The organism is Mycobacterium deserti (assembly GCF_025345615.1).
Lineage (GTDB): Bacteria > Actinomycetota > Actinomycetes > Mycobacteriales > Mycobacteriaceae > Mycobacterium > Mycobacterium deserti.
In genome coordinates this window covers 700678-716754 of the sequence record NZ_JAODWD010000004.1, presented here as the reverse complement: position 1 = coordinate 716754, position 16077 = coordinate 700678, and the positions used below count along the sequence as shown (strand labels likewise).

Genomic DNA, 16077 nt, shown 5'->3' with positions numbered 1-16077 from the left:
GATCTGCGGCGCGCTCACAGGTTGCCGACCTCATTTTCGATGGCAGACTCCAGGTATCGGGCGTACTTCGCCCGCGCCGCTTCACGTTTGCGTGGTGTCCACTCCGTCGGCCATGAATCATCGGTGGGCTGGTAGTCGCGCAGCACCTGCTTGGCCACCGTGGTCTTGTGCACCTCGGTCGGCCCGTCAGCCAGCCCCATCACGGCCGCACCGGTGACCATCGCGAGGAATGGCATCTCGTTTGTCACGCCGAGCGCACCGTGGACTTGCATTGCCCGCCAAGCGATGTCGTGAAGTACTGTCGGCATCACCACCTTCACCGCGGCGATGTCCTTGCGCACCCTCTTGTAGTCGTTGTACTTGTCGATCTCCCACGCGGTGTAGAGCACCATCAGCCGGAACTGAAGCAGTTGGGCGTAGGAGTCTGCGATGTAGCCCTGCACGAACTGCTTCTCCGACAGCTTGCTGCCCTGCGTCTCGCGGCTCAACGCACGTTCGCACATCATGGACAGCGCCTTGCGCGAAAGCCCGATGGTTCGCATCGCGTGATGAATGCGTCCGCCGCCCAACCGCGTCTGCGCGATCGCGAAGGCCTGTCCTTCACCGCCCAGTAGCGCGTCGGACGGCACGCGCACGTTGTCGTAGTGGATCAGCGCGTGGGAACCCTCGCCCTCGGGTTCGCCGTACAGGCCCATGTTGCGGACGATGTTCACGCCGGGGGTGTCGGTCGGGACCAGGAACATCGACATGCCCTGATAGGCACTGACGTCGGGGTTCGTCACCACCATCACGATCAGGAACGACGCGGTGGCGGCGTTGGACGAGAAGAACTTCCACCCATTGATCACCCAGTCGTCCCCGTCGCGCACCGCTGAGGTCTTGAACAGTGTCGGGTCTGCGCCGGCGTGCGGTTCGGTCATCGAGTAGCAGGAGAACAGTTCGCCACTCAGCAACGGATGTAGATAGCGCTGCTTCTGCTCTTCGGTTCCGTAGTGCGCGATGATCTCGGCGTTGCCCGTATCGGGGGCCTGACAACCGAACACGATCGGCGCCCACTGCGACCGGCCGAGGATTTCGTTCAGTAGTGCCAGTTTCAGTTGCCCGTAGCCCTGGCCGCCGAGTTCCGGCCCGAGGTGGGTGGCCCACAGTCCGCGTCGGCGTACCTCATCTTTGAGTGGATCGACCGCCTCGCGTCGCTTCCCCTCCAGCGGCACGAACTGTTGATCCGGGAAGGCGAGATCCAGCGGTTCGACCTCTTCCCGGACGAACTCGTCCGCCCAATCCAGGACCTTCTGGTACTCCGGTTCAGTATCGAAATCCCACGCCATCGGGGGCTCCTTTCAGGGAAATGTGACGACGACCTTGTCGGCGGCGCCAGGGGTCGAGGCGAGACGGAGCGCTTCGTCGACATCGTCGAACGCAACGGTGTGGCTGACAATGAGGGCGTACTTCTCCCAGTCGGCAACGATGTCGCGGGTCACTTCGAAGATCTCGTCGGGGTAACCCATCGACCCGACGACGGTGATCTCGTTGGTCATGATGGAGAGGAAGTCGACCGGCACCGGCTCCTTGTGCACGGCGACGATGCCGAGGCGGGCTCCGCGTTTGGCCGCAGACAAGGCGGTGTTGATGACCGACGGTGCCCCGGCGGCGTCGAAATAGATGTCGGTGCCTGCTTTGCCCGGGTACATCGACTCACCGGGGCCATGCAGTTCGATCAAGCGTCGCACAAGGTCCTCGTCGGCAACGTTGACGACCGCATCCGCGCCGACCGACAGGGCCTTCTCGAGTCGAGTGGTAACCAGATCGGCGACAGCAACGTGGGCTATACCAAGGGATTTGAACGCTATCGTGGCACCAAGCCCGATCGGGCCCGCGCCGAACACCACTACCTTGTCCGACGGGATCGGCCGACATTGATTGACACCGTGGCGGGCTACGGCCATCGGTTCGTTCAGCGCCGCCACTTCGAACGGGATGTGGTCGGGAATGATCTCGAGACTCTCGCCGCGGACAGCGTCCTCGATGAGCAGGTAGTCGGCCAGCGCGCCGCTCGCACCGCCGTTGCCGATGATCCCGCTGGGGGCGACCATCGGGTTGACGACGACGTGATCACCCACCGAGATGTCGGTGACGTCGTTGCCGACCTGACTCACCTCACCCGCGGGTTCATGGCCCAGCGGCGTGTGCCCATCTCGCAACCCGCCGATGGCGATGTAGAGGGCATCGGAACCGCAGATGCCACATGCACGTATCTTCACGAGCACGTCGCGGGCGCCGACGGTAGGGGTGGGCACCTCGACCACATCAGTGCGCCCGGGTCCCGTCACCATGGCCACCCTCATCGCCGTGCTCGCACGTCGAATCCGGTGATCAGTGCGGCGATGTCCTCGCTGACAACGTCGGCGAAGGAGCGGTCGCCGAACCTGCCTCCGGCCCAGTGCCGCACGCCTTCGCTGACATGCATCCCCGCTAGATGCGACAGATGCGCAACGTCGACGTCGGCATGCAGTTTGCCGTCGAGCTGAGCTCTGGCGAACAGCTCGCCGAACATGTCGGCGTCCTCGTCGGTCTGTTCGGCGCCGGCCATGATGCGGTGTTCATGCCGATATCCCTCGAGAATCGTCTCGATGACCAGCTCTCGCGGATTGCGCGCCATCGACCGCTCGAGGCTGCGCAACGCCTTGGCAACGACGGCCTGGACGTCGTAATCGGTGTCGAGCAGCGATTGGACGGTTTTGCGCGCCGCGCGGGTCGAGAGCAGCCCGACCTCGAAGAGGATGTCCTCCTTAGCGGGGAAGTAGAAGTAGAACAATGCGCGCGATACTCCTGCGGCCCGGCAGATGTCGGCGACCGTCGTCTTCGCGTAGCCGCTAGTGCGCCACAACGCCATGGCCGCCTGGACCAACGCACGCTTCGTTTCGTGCGACCGAGCGCGCTGATAGGACGCCCGCCGCTGACCGTCGCCGACGGCCGTCAACGCGCTGTTTCTCGGCATTTCTGCAATCTAGCACTCGGATTGACACATGCATATAGTTGACGTCTGTCTAACTATCTACAGTGGAGACGCTGCGGAACCGGGCGGATCCGGCGACGTGAGAAGGCGAAGTCTGTCGAAGTTCGTGCCTACGCAGCGCCGGAGGAAAACTCCGCGGCGAGCGACGAAATGAACGCTTGAGTGCGGCTGCGGGACTGCTGCCGCTGACCGGCGTCCTCGCCGAGCGGCACAACCCGGGCAGCGAGGTCGGTGACCCCGGCGTCTCGATAACGGCGGAACCGGGCCAGGATCGTCTCCTCTCCACCCGCGGCCATGGTGTCGCCGACGTCCTCGGCGTCGCCGTGCTCGAGCAGTCGGACGTAATTGGGGGAGAAGTCGGCGTGCCCGAGCACCTCGCTCGCATAGTCGCGGGCGCCGTCGACCTCGCTGTCGGCGCACAGTGCGACGGGAACGCCTGCGACAACACGGATTCCGCGACGCCCGGCCGATTCGGCGGCGGAAGTGAGACGCGGCACGACATAGTCGCCGATGGCGCGCTCATCGGCCATCCACAGAATGGTGCCGTCGGTCCGCTCACCTGCGATCCGCAGCATCGTGGGCCCCAATGCGGCCACCAGCACCGGCACCTCGTAGGCGTCGGTCACGTCCACCGGGCTTCGTACCCGGTAGGAGTCATTGTCGATGGCGACGGTGCCCGGCCCGCCGAGCGCCGCGTCGAGCACCTCGAGGTAGTCGCGCACCAACCGGGCAGGCCGGTCGTAGGGCAGACCGAGCTGGTCGGAGATGATCCAGTGGTGTGACGGCCCGACCCCGAGGGTGAACCGGCCGGAGCAGGCGGCCGCCGTCGTCAGCGCCTGCTGCGCCATGATCAGCGGGTGCCGGGTCTGAATAGGGACGACGGCGGTCCCGATCTCGATCCTTTCGGTGGCCTGTCCGAGCAGCGCTACGGCCGTCATCGCATCGAGGTAACCGGGCACCTGCGGCATCCAGAACGACGCGAAACCCTCGTTCTCAGCGGCCCTTCCGTCGTCGATCAGTCCAGTGAGCCGCTCCGCGCGGGAACGCTCCTTGTCGGAGCCGACCATCAAGCCGATTCTCATTGCTTCTCCTCACGGCACATAGCGGTCCCACTCATGCGGCACCACCGCATGGAACGGTGCGGCCAGCAGTGGCTCTACGCCGTCTCGGCGCCAGCGCTCATGCAGCACGGGTTGCAGACGCTCGGCGGTCAGCACCGGGTCGTCGTCGAGGAAGCAGTACGAAACCTTCTGTCCGGCAGAAGCGCTCGCCAGGCGGGCCCCGACGGGAAGCGATGTCGCCGTCCACACTCCGGCGACCCCATCGATCTCCAGCAGCGGGTCGGGGGCGGCGTCGCCGTGTTCGAGCAGCAGGTAGACGCCGTGGGTGGGCCACCACGGAAGGACGTCGGCACCGATCTTGATGCGCGGCGCCGCGATTCGGCCGGACACGTCGTAGACCCCGCGCTCGACAGGCGGCAGAAGGGGGAGCTTGCGACCCGCGTCGCCGAGTGCCTTCGACAGTGCCAGAAAGGACTCCATCCCGGCGGGTTCGGTGAAAAAGTACGTCATCACGTGGTCGATCTCGTCGTAGGGCGCCGGGCTCGCGGCCCGCGCCGACCGGCATTGCGGAGTCGACACCAACCGCAGCGACGCGCGCACAGCGGACAGTCGGTGCTGCTCGGGGCGGTGGTCGAGGGTGTGCCAGCGCAGGTAGTCGGCGTCAGTGCCATCCGGATGGCGCCTGGCCATGGAGACGAACAACGTGGTGACATCGCCGCGTCCTGCGGCGAGAACATCGTCGACCTCGTCTGACGGCGTTCCGGGAAGCGTCATTTCATCCTTTCAAGCCGTCGGATCCGACGGCAGCGCGATGTCGGGGTGGCGTGCCTCGATCATGCGGCGCATTCCGTCGCGCCAGTGGACTTTGGTCGGTCCGAGGACCTCGTGCATGTAGGTGACGTCTGGCCACAGTGGGGTATGGGCATCCGGTGTATAGGCGAACGTCGGTTCGACACCCACGATTTCCCCCATGTAGGTGCAGTAGTCCTCGACGCTCACCGTCTCACTACCCGCCCAGTTGACAACCACTGGCGGCGTGGCGGCCACTTCCATGGCTCTGATTCCCAATTCGACGTAGTCGTCCTCGTAGATCGGGTTGTAGTTGTTGGGTTTGTCGGGGTAGAGCCGAATCGGTTTGCCTGCCAACATCATCGCGAGCCGATCGGCGGGCGCGCCGCCCTCTGGGCCGTACGTCGAGCAGATGCGGATGATCGTCAGCGGTATCGCGTGCTGCTTGGCGATCCAGGTGCACACCGCCTCGGCGGCGATCTTCGAGAAGCTGTAGTTGGCCCGCAGTGGGACGCCGGGTGGGTCGGACTCACGCAGCGGACGCTGACCCTGGTAACCGTAAACCGAACCGGATGAACAGAATACGAAGCCCTTGGCGGCACGGCAGTGGTACAGCAGGTCGCCGGATTTCTGCGCATTGGTGTCGACGCATTGTGTCCAATCCCCTTGGCCGGTGTCCACCGCCGCATGGAACACGTGGGTGAAGTCGTCCGGCACGGCGGAGAAGTCGCCGGTGCTCACATCCAGCGCCACGGGGGTGATGCCGGCGCCGCACAGACGGTCGCGGTCCGCCGGGTCCCGCAGTCGCGCGGCGCCCCACACCTCGTTGTGCTGGGCGAGTGCGCGCGCGATCGGGAAGGCGATCTTGCCGGTCGCTCCTGTGATGAGGACCTTCTCTCCAGTGAGCATCCTTCAGTCATAGCGCACCGATCCGCAAATGTTAAGTACTTGATATGTTGGACTCGTGCAGCTGACTTTCGACGCCGAGGTCGAGGCTTTCCGCGCGGAGTTCGTCGCGTTCCTCGACGAGCACCTGCCCGCAGAGGCCGAGGCCGCCGCCGAGCGGTCGCGCTCCACGTCGCACGTTCCGCAGTGGGCGCGTCGATGGCAACAGGTGCAGTTCGATCACGGCTGGCTGCTGCCCGGCAACCCGCCGGAGTTCGGCGGTCGCAACGCCGGTGTGCTGCAGCAGTTCGTGCACCGTGCGGAGCTGGCGAGGCGTCGGATCTATCACGCGTTCAACCCGCAGGGTGTCGGCATCATCGCCGCGTCGCTGCTGTCGTTCGGCACCGAGCAACAGAAGCGGCAGTGGGCTGTGCCGATCCTGCGCGCCGACATGACCGCGTCGCTGGGCATGAGTGAACCGGGTGCGGGCTCCGACCTGGCGGGGTTGCGCACTCGCGCCGTTCTCGAAGACGACCACTTTGTGGTCAACGGGCAGAAGGTATGGACATCCGGGGCGCACGACGCCGACGTCATTCTGACGTTCGTGCGCACCGACCCTGAGGCGCCGAAGCACAAGGGCATCAGCGCGCTCCTCATTCCCACCGACTCGCCGGGCCTGCAGCGTCGCCCATTCGCCTCGGTGTATGACCGGCACAATCCGGACTTCAACGAGGTGTTCTTCACCGACGTGCGGGTGCCCGCCGAGAATCTCGTCGGGCCGCTGCACGAAGGTTGGCGGGTGGCCAACGGATCGCTGGGCCACGAGCGCACGATGATGTGGATGGCGTTCGCCAACCGTCTGCAGCAGATGCTCGAGGATTACCGCCCAACCGGTGACGTGAACCGCGACCGCTATGCGACCATCGCCATGGACTATCAGGCGTTGCGCCTTCTCGGCTCGGTCGCGCTGGGCCAGGCGGCCCGCGGAGAACGCGATGTGCCCGGCATCTCGGTGCTGAAGGTGTTCGGGTCGGAAGCCGAACAGCATGCTGCCAGACACATATTGGACGCCGCGGGTGCCGACGGCCTGCTCGATCCCGCGCTCACGGCGCCGTACAACCCGTACAACGCAGACCTCTACAGCGGCAGCTGGTTCACGCGCTATGTCAGCACCTACGCGGGCACCATTTCCGGCGGCACGTCGGAAATTCAGCGCAACATCATCGCCCAGCGCGTTCTCGGTCTGCCGGCGCGCTGATGTTGGGCGGCGACCGCTGCGGCGCGATGCCCAATTCCGCGAAAGCGGCGACCACAGCTGTATGTCGAATGATCGAATATCGTAATCCCCTGCTGAGCGGTTGCTCAGCAGGCTACGGTCGGGGCGGTGCGATGAGTATTCGCAATCGAAGGGGTCGACAATGCTCATGAAGTGGGCGGGCGTGCCGGTCGTCGCGGCAGGCATCGGCATTGCGGTTGTGAGCGGATGGGGGTGCGCCGTCGCCACGGCCGACCCGGCCGACACCGGGTCGCCGAGTTCCGGCGACTCCGCTTCTGACAAATCCCCTTCGACCGCGGGACAAGCGAGTTCGGCCAAAGACACGGCCCAAACGGACGGGAAAGATTCCGACGGGCCCCAGCATCGGACCGGCCGCGATGACGAACTCAGCTCCGTCGGCGAAGACGAGTCGGAGCGCAAAGACTCGACGCCGAAGTCTCGTTCGGGGGACAGCGATCGACCGAATCAGTCACCAGCCGGCGAGACCGACAACGAACCGGTCTCGAAAACAACAGATTTCGCCGCGCAAGCCGCTGCCGAAGCTCAGGTGGTCACAGAACTCACCACCACCGAAGTGGTGTTACCGAAGGGTGAGATCTACGACGTCGCCGCTGATGCGCCGGTCGCGGAGGCGACCGATGCTGTCACCGATGCCGCACCCGGAGCACCGGTCCACACGCCTGCGGAATGGGCATTGCTGGCGGCTGCGCGTCGGGAAATAGGTGTGACAGCGGGCGACACGCGCAGCGTCGGACCGCTCGTCGCTGCCACGGTCGTGACCGAGGAGCCGTTGCCCGCGAACTGGGAGGACCAGTACGTGGGTGCGCCGACGCTTATCCACCAGCTGGTCGTCGCCGGACTGCGCGTGGTTGACGTTGTGCTCAAGCCGTTCGGCGGCCTGCTGAAGTTCACCAGTCTCAAGGTGCCGTTCTTCACCGACGGCGTCCCACCGTTCTTCTTGCGACACGGACTGACCGTGCAGCGGACCGAGTTCGACGGCATGCCTGTGTGGACGCTGCAACCGAAGAACGCGACCGACGAATACATCGTCGCGCTCCATGGTGGCGCCTATGTCGCCGAGGCCAGCCTGTTTCACTGGTGGACCTACACCGACATGGCGCGCGAGACCGGCGCGACGGTGGTCGTCCCGCTTTACCCGCTGGTGCCCGACGGCGGCACCGCGAGCGTCGCGGTTCCAAAGACGGCTGACTTCATCGAACAGCTCATCGCCCAGCGCGGCGCACAAAACGTCAGCGTCATCGGCGACTCTGCGGGCGGTGGACTTGCGCTGGCCGCCGTCCAGGAACTGGTCGTGCGTGGGTCAGCGGTGCCGTCGCGCATGGTGCTCTTCGCGCCGTGGCTCGACGCCGGTGTCGGCAATTCGCTCAGCTCGGCGCTCGATCCCGGTGACCCACTCCTGGATGTGCCCAATCTGCAACAGGCAGGCCGAGATTGGGCCGGCGAACTGGGTACCTTACACCGGTACGCGAGCCCCCTCTACGGCTCGCTGGAGGGCCTACCGCCTATCACTGGCTTCTCCGGTTCGCTGGACTTGCTCACGCCAGACACCTTGCGCCTGCAGCAGCGTGTGGCCGAAGGCGGCTACACCAATTTCACATTCGACCTGCGCCGCGATCTCATCCACGACTGGGGCATCTTCGCGTTCCTGCCCGACGCACACGCCATCCGACCGTCGGTCTATCGAGCGCTGCTGGGATAGTCCGTCTCGTGACACGTACGCGCGATCGGTGGGCGACACGTGAATCGCTGGTGCCGTGCCGATGGTCCACGGCAAGACACATTTTCATCTCCGCCGTGCGAGGATGGTGATCGTGACTGTTGTTCTGGTGCATGGTAATCCGGAGACTGACACAGTCTGGGTCCCCCTCGTAGATGCTCTGGGCCGCAGGGATGTGGTGCGGTTATCGCCACCGGGGTTCGGTGCCCCGCTGCCCGACACCTTTCCAGCAACCTATCTCGCCTACCGTGACTGGCTGGTCGACGAGCTGGAGGGCATTGATGAACCCGTCGACCTCGTCGGTCACGACTGGGGCGGTTGCCATGTCGTGAACGTCGTGATGCATCGCCCCGAACTGGTGCGCAGCTGGGCGAGTGACGTCGTCGGCCTGTTTGACCGCGACTACGTGTGGCACGACATGGCCCAGGGGTTCCAAACCCCGGACGTTGGCGAGCAGTTGGTCGCGCTGATGCAGGACGGTTCGCCAGAGGAACGAGCGCAGCAGCTGGCCGGCTTCGGCGTTCCCCACGACGTGGCGATGTCATTCGCCGCGGCGCAAGGTCCGGAGATGGCGCGGGCAATTCTGGCGGTCTACCGCTCCGCATGCCAACCGGCGCTGGCCGATGCCGGGAGAGCGCTGGAGAACGCGGCGGCCAGGCCGGGGCTGTCGCTCTTGGCTACCGAGGATCACTTCGTCGGTACCGAGGAGATGCGGCGTCGGGCGGCCGATCGAGCCGGCGCCCGGACTGAGGTGCTCGACGGGTTGGGACACTGGTGGATGGTGGAGGATCCGACGCGCGGTGCCGTGGCGCTGACCCGGTTCTGGAATTCGCTCGATCAGCCGTCGGGGTAGAGCCGACGCATCGGATTCGCGTCAGCGGCCTTCACCGCGAGTCACGGTATCCACGTTCAGCAGAGACGTTATCGGACTTTCCCTGCGTGCCGTTGATCGGTGTGACGGTTGGACTCGGGCGGTGCCCGAGGGCCTTACGCCCCCACTGGTTTCGGGGCGGCGAGCTCGGCGAGCGACGACATGAACAACTCGTCCATCTGCGGGCTCAAGTCGGCTAAGGTCGGCGCGCTGGCGAAGCTGGCGGCGCCGAAGACGCGTTCGAGCACATCGGTTTCCGTGGACGCGCCGATCGAAAGACACAGGCACGCAACGCCGTCGGCGCGGAGCTCCTCGAGGGCCTTACTGGCGTCGGCTTCCGCGTAACGACCTTCGTAGCCGTCGTCGTAAGGAAAACCGTCGGAAAGGACGAGCAACAGCCGATTCGGCGTGCCGGCCTGATTCTTGAGAACTTCACCGGCACCGCGGATTCCGGCGCCGAGACGGGTGTAGCTTCCTGGTTCGAGCTGGTTGAGCCGGGCCCGTCCGACAGCGCCGAAATTTTGGTCGAACGTCTTGATGGCCGGCAGATGCACTGCGTGGCGGCCCTGGGACCGGAACGCATACACGGCGACGCGGTCACCGAGCTCTTCGAGTGTGACGGCCAGGGTGGCGGCCGCCCTTCGCTGGTGGTCGTGCACTGCGAGACCGTCTGAATCGGCGTCGACGGCGGACCCGGAGGCGTCGATCAGGATGAGCACACCGAGATTGCGGGCAAGTTTGCGGCGCTCCAGGTAGACGTGCTCGGCTCCGGAAAAGCCGGATTGCAGATCGACGAAGAGGTCGATGAGCGCTTCGATGTCGAGGTCGTCACCATCGGCACGGCCGCGCAGGACCTTCGGGCCGAGCCCGACCCGGGCCAGGCGGCGCCGCAGCACATCGTCGTGCGCGACACCCGCATCGGAGACGTCGGCGGCGACAGTCAGTGGAAAGTCGATCACCCGGCACCAGTCCGGCTTGTACCGATCATTGAAGACGTCCCACTCCGGATACAAGGCGCCGCCAACGCCTACCGCAGCACCGGGTTTGCCGTCATCGGTGAACTGGATCCGCGTCGGGAGGGGCCGGGCATTGGCTCCGATCTCCTGTACCCGGCGGGTGGAGCGAACCGTCATCTCCGCGCCCGCGGCACCCTCTCCGGGAGAACGTGAACCGCCGAACATCTTCCGCATGTAGTCCGACATCGACTGGTTGTTGAAGATCGGGCTCTCGAACAGCTTGAGGATCTTGCTCTCGCCGGACTTTCCACCGTCCTCGTCTTCGTCTTCTTCGTCGTCCTCGGACTCCGGCATGTCGATGGGATCGAACTGCAATTTCAGGTCCTTGTTGGTGGCCTGCCCGCCGGGTCCGGCGGACGCCGCCATCAACCGGGAGGGTTTGATGACACCGAACCACACCGGTGGGTCGGCAAGCTCGGCTCGGCTCTTGGCCACCTCGAGCGACTCTTCGGCGGTCGCGGTAATGGGAAGCCCGTCAGGAACGAGCGCGGCGTCGAGTGGGATCTGTCGGGCGAGTTGAGCGAGAGCCCGTTGGCCTTCGACCGCCAAGTATCGGCGTGCCATCGTGGCCCGTGCCCGCAATCCCTTCACCAACCGCGGGTCAAGGCTGCCCGCACCGAGAAGTGCTGCCTGCACGACCATCTCGCGGCGCTGCTCGTCGACGGTGCCACCGGCGGTGACGAAAATGAATTGGCCGTTCGTGTGTGCAGGCTGGCCGGCCGGCGCCTCGGTGACTTCGACGGACCTGCCGGCGATGTAGGTGGCGAGGAACCGGAACCGGTCAGGATTGCCGGGATCGGAAGCGACTGGAAGCGGCACGGCGACGTCGGTCACGTCTGGGGCAGGACGGTATTGACGAGTTCATCGAGGGCGCGGATGACATCGTGGTCGTCGGAGAGCACTTGGACGACGGCCGCGTGGACGGCACTGCGCAGGTTCAGCCCTTCCGCCGCGAGTCCACCGGCGAGAATCAACATGCGAGTGGAGGACACTTCGCGCAACGGTGAGCCATCCAGGTTGCGGATGGCGTAGGCGAGCTTGACCAACGCGCGTGCGGTCTCGGTGTCGATCCCGGCTTCGTAGGCAACCACCTCAGTCTCGATTTCTGCCGACGGGTAGCCGAGTTCGATGGCGACGAATCGCTGGCGGGTCGACTCCTTGAGGTTTTTCAGGACGCTCTGGTAGCCGGGGTTGTAAGAGATCACGAGCTGAAATCCGGGCGCCGCCTGCAGCGTGGTGCCGAGCCGGTCGACGGGCAGCTCACGGCGGTGATCGGCGAGCGGATGGATGACCACAGTGGTGTCCTGGCGGGCCTCCACCACCTCGTCCAGGTAGAAAATGGCGCCCTCGCGCACCGCGCGGGTCAACGGCCCGTCCACCCAGACCGTCTCACCGCCCTTGAGCAGAAATCGGCCCACGAGGTCCGCCGACGTCATGTCCTCGTGGCCGGCGACGGTGATCAGATCCCGGCCCAGCGCATGCGCCATCGCTTCCACGAATCGTGTTTTCCCGCAGCCCGTAGGGCCTTTCAACAGCACCGGCAGGCCTCGGCGAGCCGCCGCGCGGAAGACCTCCACCTCGTCGCCGACCGCTCGGTAGAACGGCGCGTTCGGAACGGGGGTGACCACCGCGGACGTACTGTTGCGCATTTATTCTCCTCGCTCGAGCGGAACGTTTTCGGGAAGCTTGACGCCCTCGGGGAGGACGAGCTCACCGTCGTGGTTGATGTAGCCGGAATTCGTCAACGGCATCGGTAGCGCGGGGTCGGGGCACGGACGATCGGTGTCGTCACCGCAGATGCCCATCAGGAAGTACGAGCGCTTCAAGATGTCATCCGGCCACGGGTCCTGGTGCATGGCGAAGAACTGTGCCGGGATGTTGTAGAAGACGAAGAAGAAGGCGCTGCACGCGGCGAAGATCGCCAGGAACCGGGTGAGCTGCTGTTGGACGAAACCGCCTCGGACGCTGTCGAGTCCGCGCTCGACGAAGGTTCGGCCACGGTCATCGGTGAAGTAACGCATGCAGCACAGGCCCGCCTGGACACCGCCCCACATGAGCCCTTCGTAGAGGGGCCATTGGTAGTAGGTGCCGGCATTGACCGACAGCGCCTGGATGGCGCCCGGATAGGTGAACAGGCCCATCGGCATGAGAAACAGGCCCTCGATGACGAAATCGAAGAAGAAGGTCCAGGCGATCACCACGCCGATGAGACCGAAGGTGTTGATATTCGGAAAACGCTTCTTGGCCAAGCGCATGACCCAGCAGCCCAACATGGTGCACAGCAGGACGAAGAAGTAACCCGGGGCGTTCATCAGGACCGGTTCTGCCATCATGGCGCCCGGTTCCCCGAACGACACCCAACCCGGAATGTCCTGGACCCACGAGCCCATGTTCCACATCCAGGTGTTGTAGGTGCTCCACGTGCTGAAGTAGTTCAGCAGCGGATCCTGAAACCACAGCAGCCCGCAGGACACGAAGAGCATGCCGTCGAGGGTGATTCGCCGCTCACGGCGCCACGGCCGAATGAGGAACCACCAGATGGCAATTGGCAGGCCGACGACGATTACGGCTGTCCACGTGAACAGGATCGCCTTCATGAACATCGGTGGCTCTGTCGGGCCTGCGGGAACTCGCTCGAAGTTGGGCCCGGTGATCCAGCGGATCCACACGTAGAGCTGGAAGGCGAGAATGACACCGCCGACCGCGCCCCAGACCTTCACCGGCGTGATCTTCTTCTGCGGCTGCGTACCGAGCGCCGCGTCGCTCAGCGATTCGGTGAGGACGGGCTTCTTGCTCGACAGATCGCTCATGACACCGCCTTCTCCGCACTTGTCGATCCCATGGACTCAGAGCTCCCCTCGAAAGTGGCCGATGCGTCGAAAATATACCAGTGAGTATCTGCATGGCCAATAGTTGGAAATGCTGTGGCAAAATTGCCGAATGGTCGAGCCTTGGACGCGCGAGCGACGTCTCGAGCGCACGCGCTCACTGCTGCTGGATGCCGCCGAGGAGGTGTTCGCCGAAAAAGGTTTCATCCCTGCGACTCTCGATGACATCGCCAAGGCGGCCGGCTACTCGAAGGGCGCGATCTACAAGTACTTCGCCACCAAGGAAGAACTGTTCTTGGCGGCGAGCGACAGGTACTGGCGTCGGTATTTCGACAACTTTGCCGAGGTGATGTCGTCGTCGGACCACATCGGGGCGCGCGAAATCGAAGACATCGGCGATCGGTGGCGCCAACTCAGTCGTGACCGCGGCGCCGAACATGCGGCGCTGGGTCTCGAGTTCAACCTCTACCTGCTACGTAACCCGGAGGCGCGGGAACGCGTGGCGGCCAAGCGATCAGAGGTTGTCGACCAGCTTGCCACGTACATCGTCGAGGGCATCGACAGTCTCGGTGCGACCCTGCTGATCCCTGCATCGACGTTCGCTCACATCATCATCGCCACGACGGACGCCGTCGAGCTTGGCAGCCACCTCGACGATGTCGACCTGTACCAGGCAGTGGTCGAGATGTACGTGTCGGCCGTCAAGATGCCCTGACGGGGTCATTGCCCGTGGTCGATCGGTACGGGTGAGGGCACCCCGGCGCCTTCCGGCAGAACGAGTTCGCCGTCGTGGTTGATGTAGCCCGAGTGCTTGGTCGGTATCGGAAGATCAGGATTCGGGCACGGTCGGTCGGTCCCCTCACCGCAGATCCCCGGATTGAAGTACGAGCGCTTCTGCACGTCCTCGGGCCAGGGGTCGCCGTGCATGCCGAGCCAGGTCGCGGGCACGTTGTAGAAGAGGAAGAAGCATGCGCTGACACCCCCGAAGATCGCGAGGAAGCGGATGAACTGTTGCTTGACGACACCGCCGCGAATGCTGTCCAGCCCGCGTTCGACGACGGTGCGTCCCCGGTCATCGGTGAAGAAGCGCAGACAGCACAGCGCGGCCTGGACGCCTCCCCACATCAACCCCTCGTAGACCGGCCACTGGTAATAGGTGCCTGCGTTGATCGACAACGACTGGATCGCACCGGGGTAGGAATAGAAGCCGATCGGCAGGAGGATGAGTCCCTCCATGATGAAGTCGAAGACGATGGCGATCGCATAGGTGACCAACACCAACCTCAGATTGCTGATTCCCGGCCACCGCTTCTTGATCCTGCGCATGACCGCACATCCGACGATGGTGAGCAGCAGCACCCCGTACATGTAGCCGGGAATGTTGGTCAGCAGGGGCTCGGGCACGGTATGACCCGGTTCCTCGTGTGCCACCCAGCCGGGGAAGTACGGTGCCCAGGATCCCCGGTTCCACAGCCAGGCGTTATACGTACACCAGGTGCTGTAGTAGTTGAGCATCGGATCCTGGAAACACATCAGGCTCATCGACATCAGCAGCATGCCGTCGAGCGTGATGCGCTTCTCCCGCACCCAGGGCCGGATGAGGAAGAACCAGAGCGCGAATGGCAGGCCGATCCAGAGCACGACCGCGTTGGCGATCAACGGGATCTTCATGTACAGCGGTGGCTCGCTAGGGCCGCCCGCTACCGGCTCGAAGTAGGGTCCGCTGACCCACCGAATGACGAGATACAGCGTCATTGCCAAGAACACGGTGCCGACGGTCGCCCAGATCTTGATGGCATTCGACGAACGCGGGGTCGCCGCGCCTAGGCCGGCGGTGCCGCTCACCGGTTCGGTGACTGCGGATGTCCGTTTGTTCGACTCGCTCAAGACGCCTCCTGCAACTTTCGCGCACACGCGCTCATCGAGAAGATACCAGCGAGTATCTGACTATCCAACGGGGTTCTCAGATTCTGTGGCACACTTTTTTCATGGTCGAGCGCTGGACACGGGAACGACGTCTCGAGCACACACGCTCTCTGTTGCTCGACGCCGCGGAAGACGTGTTCGCCGAGAAAGGTTTCGCACCAGCGACTCTCGACGACATCGCCAACGCGGCGGGCTATACGAAAGGCGCCATTTACAAGCATTTCGCCACGAAGGAGGATCTCTTCCTCGCCGTGAGCGACCGGTATTGGCGTCGCTATTTCGACAACTTCGCCGATGTGATGTCCTCTGCCGAGCAGGTCGGGTCACGCGAACTCGACGAGATCGCCGCGCGATGGCGCCAGTTGAGCCGTGACCGCGGGGCCGAGCACGCCGCGTTGGGGCATGAATTCACCCTCTACCTTCTTCGCAATCCTGATGTCCGCGAGCGGGTGGCGGAGAAAAGGACGGAGGTCGTCGAAGCGCTCGCGACGTTTATCACCGAAGGCATCGACAGGCTCGGTGGCGCCTTGTTGATTCCAGCGAAGACTCTCGCCCAGGTCCTCGTCGCGACCAGTGACTCGGTCGTGCTGGGCAGTGAACTCGACGACGTGGACCTCTACCGGCCCGTCATCGAAATGTACGTCTCGGCGATCAAGCTGCCGTAGCTATCG

The 16077-nt window shown here is 64.5% G+C and carries 15 protein-coding genes; 5 read left to right on the top strand and 10 right to left on the bottom strand.

Annotated elements, in window-relative coordinates; translation table 11 throughout:
• Window positions 1-14: 14 nt before the first annotated feature.
• The 6 genes from N4S67_RS19740 to N4S67_RS19715 all read right to left on the bottom strand — a co-directional run bounded on the left by N4S67_RS19740 (window position 15) and on the right by N4S67_RS19715 (window position 5775).
• Window positions 15-1328 carry an acyl-CoA dehydrogenase family protein gene (locus tag N4S67_RS19740; RefSeq protein WP_260994668.1) on the bottom strand — a complete coding sequence of 438 codons (1314 nt, stop codon included), beginning with the start codon at window positions 1326-1328 and terminating at the stop codon, window positions 15-17.
• A gap of 12 nt (window positions 1329-1340) precedes the next feature.
• A complete protein-coding gene (locus tag N4S67_RS19735) occupies window positions 1341-2345 on the bottom strand; it encodes a zinc-dependent alcohol dehydrogenase (protein WP_260994667.1) in 1005 nt (334 codons plus the stop codon).
• On the bottom strand, window positions 2342-2998 hold the full coding sequence (locus N4S67_RS19730) for a TetR/AcrR family transcriptional regulator (RefSeq protein ID WP_260994666.1): 657 nt from the start codon (window positions 2996-2998) through the stop codon (window positions 2342-2344). Before N4S67_RS19730 ends, N4S67_RS19735 begins: the two co-directional genes overlap by 4 nt.
• 128 nt (window positions 2999-3126) lie before the next feature.
• Window positions 3127-4098, bottom strand: a complete 972-nt coding sequence (locus tag N4S67_RS19725) for a TIGR03564 family F420-dependent LLM class oxidoreductase (protein ID WP_260994665.1) — start codon at window positions 4096-4098, stop codon at window positions 3127-3129.
• 9 nt (window positions 4099-4107) lie between these two features.
• The gene (locus tag N4S67_RS19720; RefSeq protein ID WP_260994664.1) at window positions 4108-4851 is read right to left on the bottom strand and encodes a hypothetical protein; all 744 of its coding nucleotides are present in this window, start codon (window positions 4849-4851) and stop codon (window positions 4108-4110) included.
• Window positions 4852-4860: 9 nt separating this feature from the next.
• On the bottom strand, window positions 4861-5775 hold the full coding sequence (locus N4S67_RS19715) for an NAD-dependent epimerase/dehydratase family protein (RefSeq protein WP_260994663.1): 915 nt from the start codon (window positions 5773-5775) through the stop codon (window positions 4861-4863).
• Window positions 5776-5830: 55 nt separating this feature from the next.
• Here N4S67_RS19715 and N4S67_RS19710 point away from each other — a divergent pair, with 55 nt between their 5' ends.
• The 3 genes from N4S67_RS19710 (at window position 5831) to N4S67_RS19700 (ending at window position 9618) form a co-directional block, all read left to right on the top strand.
• The gene (locus N4S67_RS19710; protein ID WP_260994662.1) at window positions 5831-7009 is read left to right on the top strand and encodes an acyl-CoA dehydrogenase family protein; all 1179 of its coding nucleotides are present in this window, start codon (window positions 5831-5833) and stop codon (window positions 7007-7009) included.
• Window positions 7010-7169: 160 nt separating this feature from the next.
• A complete protein-coding gene (locus N4S67_RS19705; RefSeq protein ID WP_260994661.1) occupies window positions 7170-8747 on the top strand; it encodes an alpha/beta hydrolase fold domain-containing protein in 1578 nt (525 codons plus the stop codon).
• A gap of 112 nt (window positions 8748-8859) precedes the next feature.
• Entirely contained in the window at window positions 8860-9618 is a 759-nt protein-coding gene (locus N4S67_RS19700) for an alpha/beta fold hydrolase (RefSeq protein ID WP_260994743.1), read from the top strand.
• A 134-nt stretch (window positions 9619-9752) separates the two neighbouring features.
• On the opposite strand, the gene N4S67_RS19695 is transcribed toward N4S67_RS19700, so the two are convergent.
• From N4S67_RS19695 to N4S67_RS19685, 3 genes are read right to left on the bottom strand one after another with little or no spacing between them, the layout of a single operon-like run.
• The gene (locus N4S67_RS19695; protein ID WP_260994660.1) at window positions 9753-11486 is read right to left on the bottom strand and encodes a nitric oxide reductase activation protein NorD; all 1734 of its coding nucleotides are present in this window, start codon (window positions 11484-11486) and stop codon (window positions 9753-9755) included.
• Window positions 11483-12301, bottom strand: coding sequence for a CbbQ/NirQ/NorQ/GpvN family protein (locus tag N4S67_RS19690; protein WP_260994659.1), 819 nt, complete (start codon window positions 12299-12301; stop codon window positions 11483-11485). The genes N4S67_RS19695 and N4S67_RS19690 overlap by 4 nt, the downstream gene beginning before the upstream one ends.
• On the bottom strand, window positions 12302-13462 hold the full coding sequence (locus N4S67_RS19685) for a spirocyclase AveC family protein (protein ID WP_260994658.1): 1161 nt from the start codon (window positions 13460-13462) through the stop codon (window positions 12302-12304).
• 130 nt (window positions 13463-13592) lie between these two features.
• Between N4S67_RS19685 and N4S67_RS19680 the strand changes: the two genes are divergently transcribed.
• The gene (locus tag N4S67_RS19680) at window positions 13593-14195 is read left to right on the top strand and encodes a TetR/AcrR family transcriptional regulator (protein ID WP_260994657.1); all 603 of its coding nucleotides are present in this window, start codon (window positions 13593-13595) and stop codon (window positions 14193-14195) included.
• A 5-nt stretch (window positions 14196-14200) separates the two neighbouring features.
• Here the strand turns inward: N4S67_RS19680 and N4S67_RS19675 are convergent, their stop codons facing one another.
• Window positions 14201-15367: a spirocyclase AveC family protein gene (locus N4S67_RS19675; protein ID WP_260994656.1), complete on the bottom strand. Its 1167-nt coding sequence runs from the start codon at window positions 15365-15367 to the stop codon at window positions 14201-14203.
• 101 nt (window positions 15368-15468) lie between these two features.
• On the opposite strand from N4S67_RS19675, the gene N4S67_RS19670 reads away from it, so the two are divergent.
• Entirely contained in the window at window positions 15469-16071 is a 603-nt protein-coding gene (locus tag N4S67_RS19670; protein ID WP_260994655.1) for a TetR/AcrR family transcriptional regulator, read from the top strand.
• Window positions 16072-16077 lie beyond the last annotated feature (6 nt).

Excerpts from the sequence above, each read along its gene's own strand:
- N4S67_RS19725 (WP_260994665.1), bottom strand. The coding sequence starts at position 4,098 with ATGAGAATCGGCTTGATGGTCGGCTCCGACAAGGAGCGTTCCCGCGCG.
- N4S67_RS19680 (WP_260994657.1), top strand. The coding sequence starts at position 13,593 with ATGGTCGAGCCTTGGACGCGCGAGCGACGTCTCGAGCGCACGCGCTCA.
- N4S67_RS19705 (WP_260994661.1), top strand. The coding sequence starts at position 7,170 with ATGCTCATGAAGTGGGCGGGCGTGCCGGTCGTCGCGGCAGGCATCGGC.
- N4S67_RS19685 (WP_260994658.1), bottom strand. The coding sequence starts at position 13,462 with ATGAGCGATCTGTCGAGCAAGAAGCCCGTCCTCACCGAATCGCTGAGC.
- N4S67_RS19735 (WP_260994667.1), bottom strand. The coding sequence starts at position 2,345 with ATGAGGGTGGCCATGGTGACGGGACCCGGGCGCACTGATGTGGTCGAG.
- N4S67_RS19730 (WP_260994666.1), bottom strand. The coding sequence starts at position 2,998 with ATGCCGAGAAACAGCGCGTTGACGGCCGTCGGCGACGGTCAGCGGCGG.
- N4S67_RS19715 (WP_260994663.1), bottom strand. The coding sequence starts at position 5,775 with ATGCTCACTGGAGAGAAGGTCCTCATCACAGGAGCGACCGGCAAGATC.
- N4S67_RS19720 (WP_260994664.1), bottom strand. The coding sequence starts at position 4,851 with ATGACGCTTCCCGGAACGCCGTCAGACGAGGTCGACGATGTTCTCGCC.
- N4S67_RS19670 (WP_260994655.1), top strand. The coding sequence starts at position 15,469 with ATGGTCGAGCGCTGGACACGGGAACGACGTCTCGAGCACACACGCTCT.
- N4S67_RS19740 (WP_260994668.1), bottom strand. The coding sequence starts at position 1,328 with ATGGCGTGGGATTTCGATACTGAACCGGAGTACCAGAAGGTCCTGGAT.
- N4S67_RS19690 (WP_260994659.1), bottom strand. The coding sequence starts at position 12,301 with ATGCGCAACAGTACGTCCGCGGTGGTCACCCCCGTTCCGAACGCGCCG.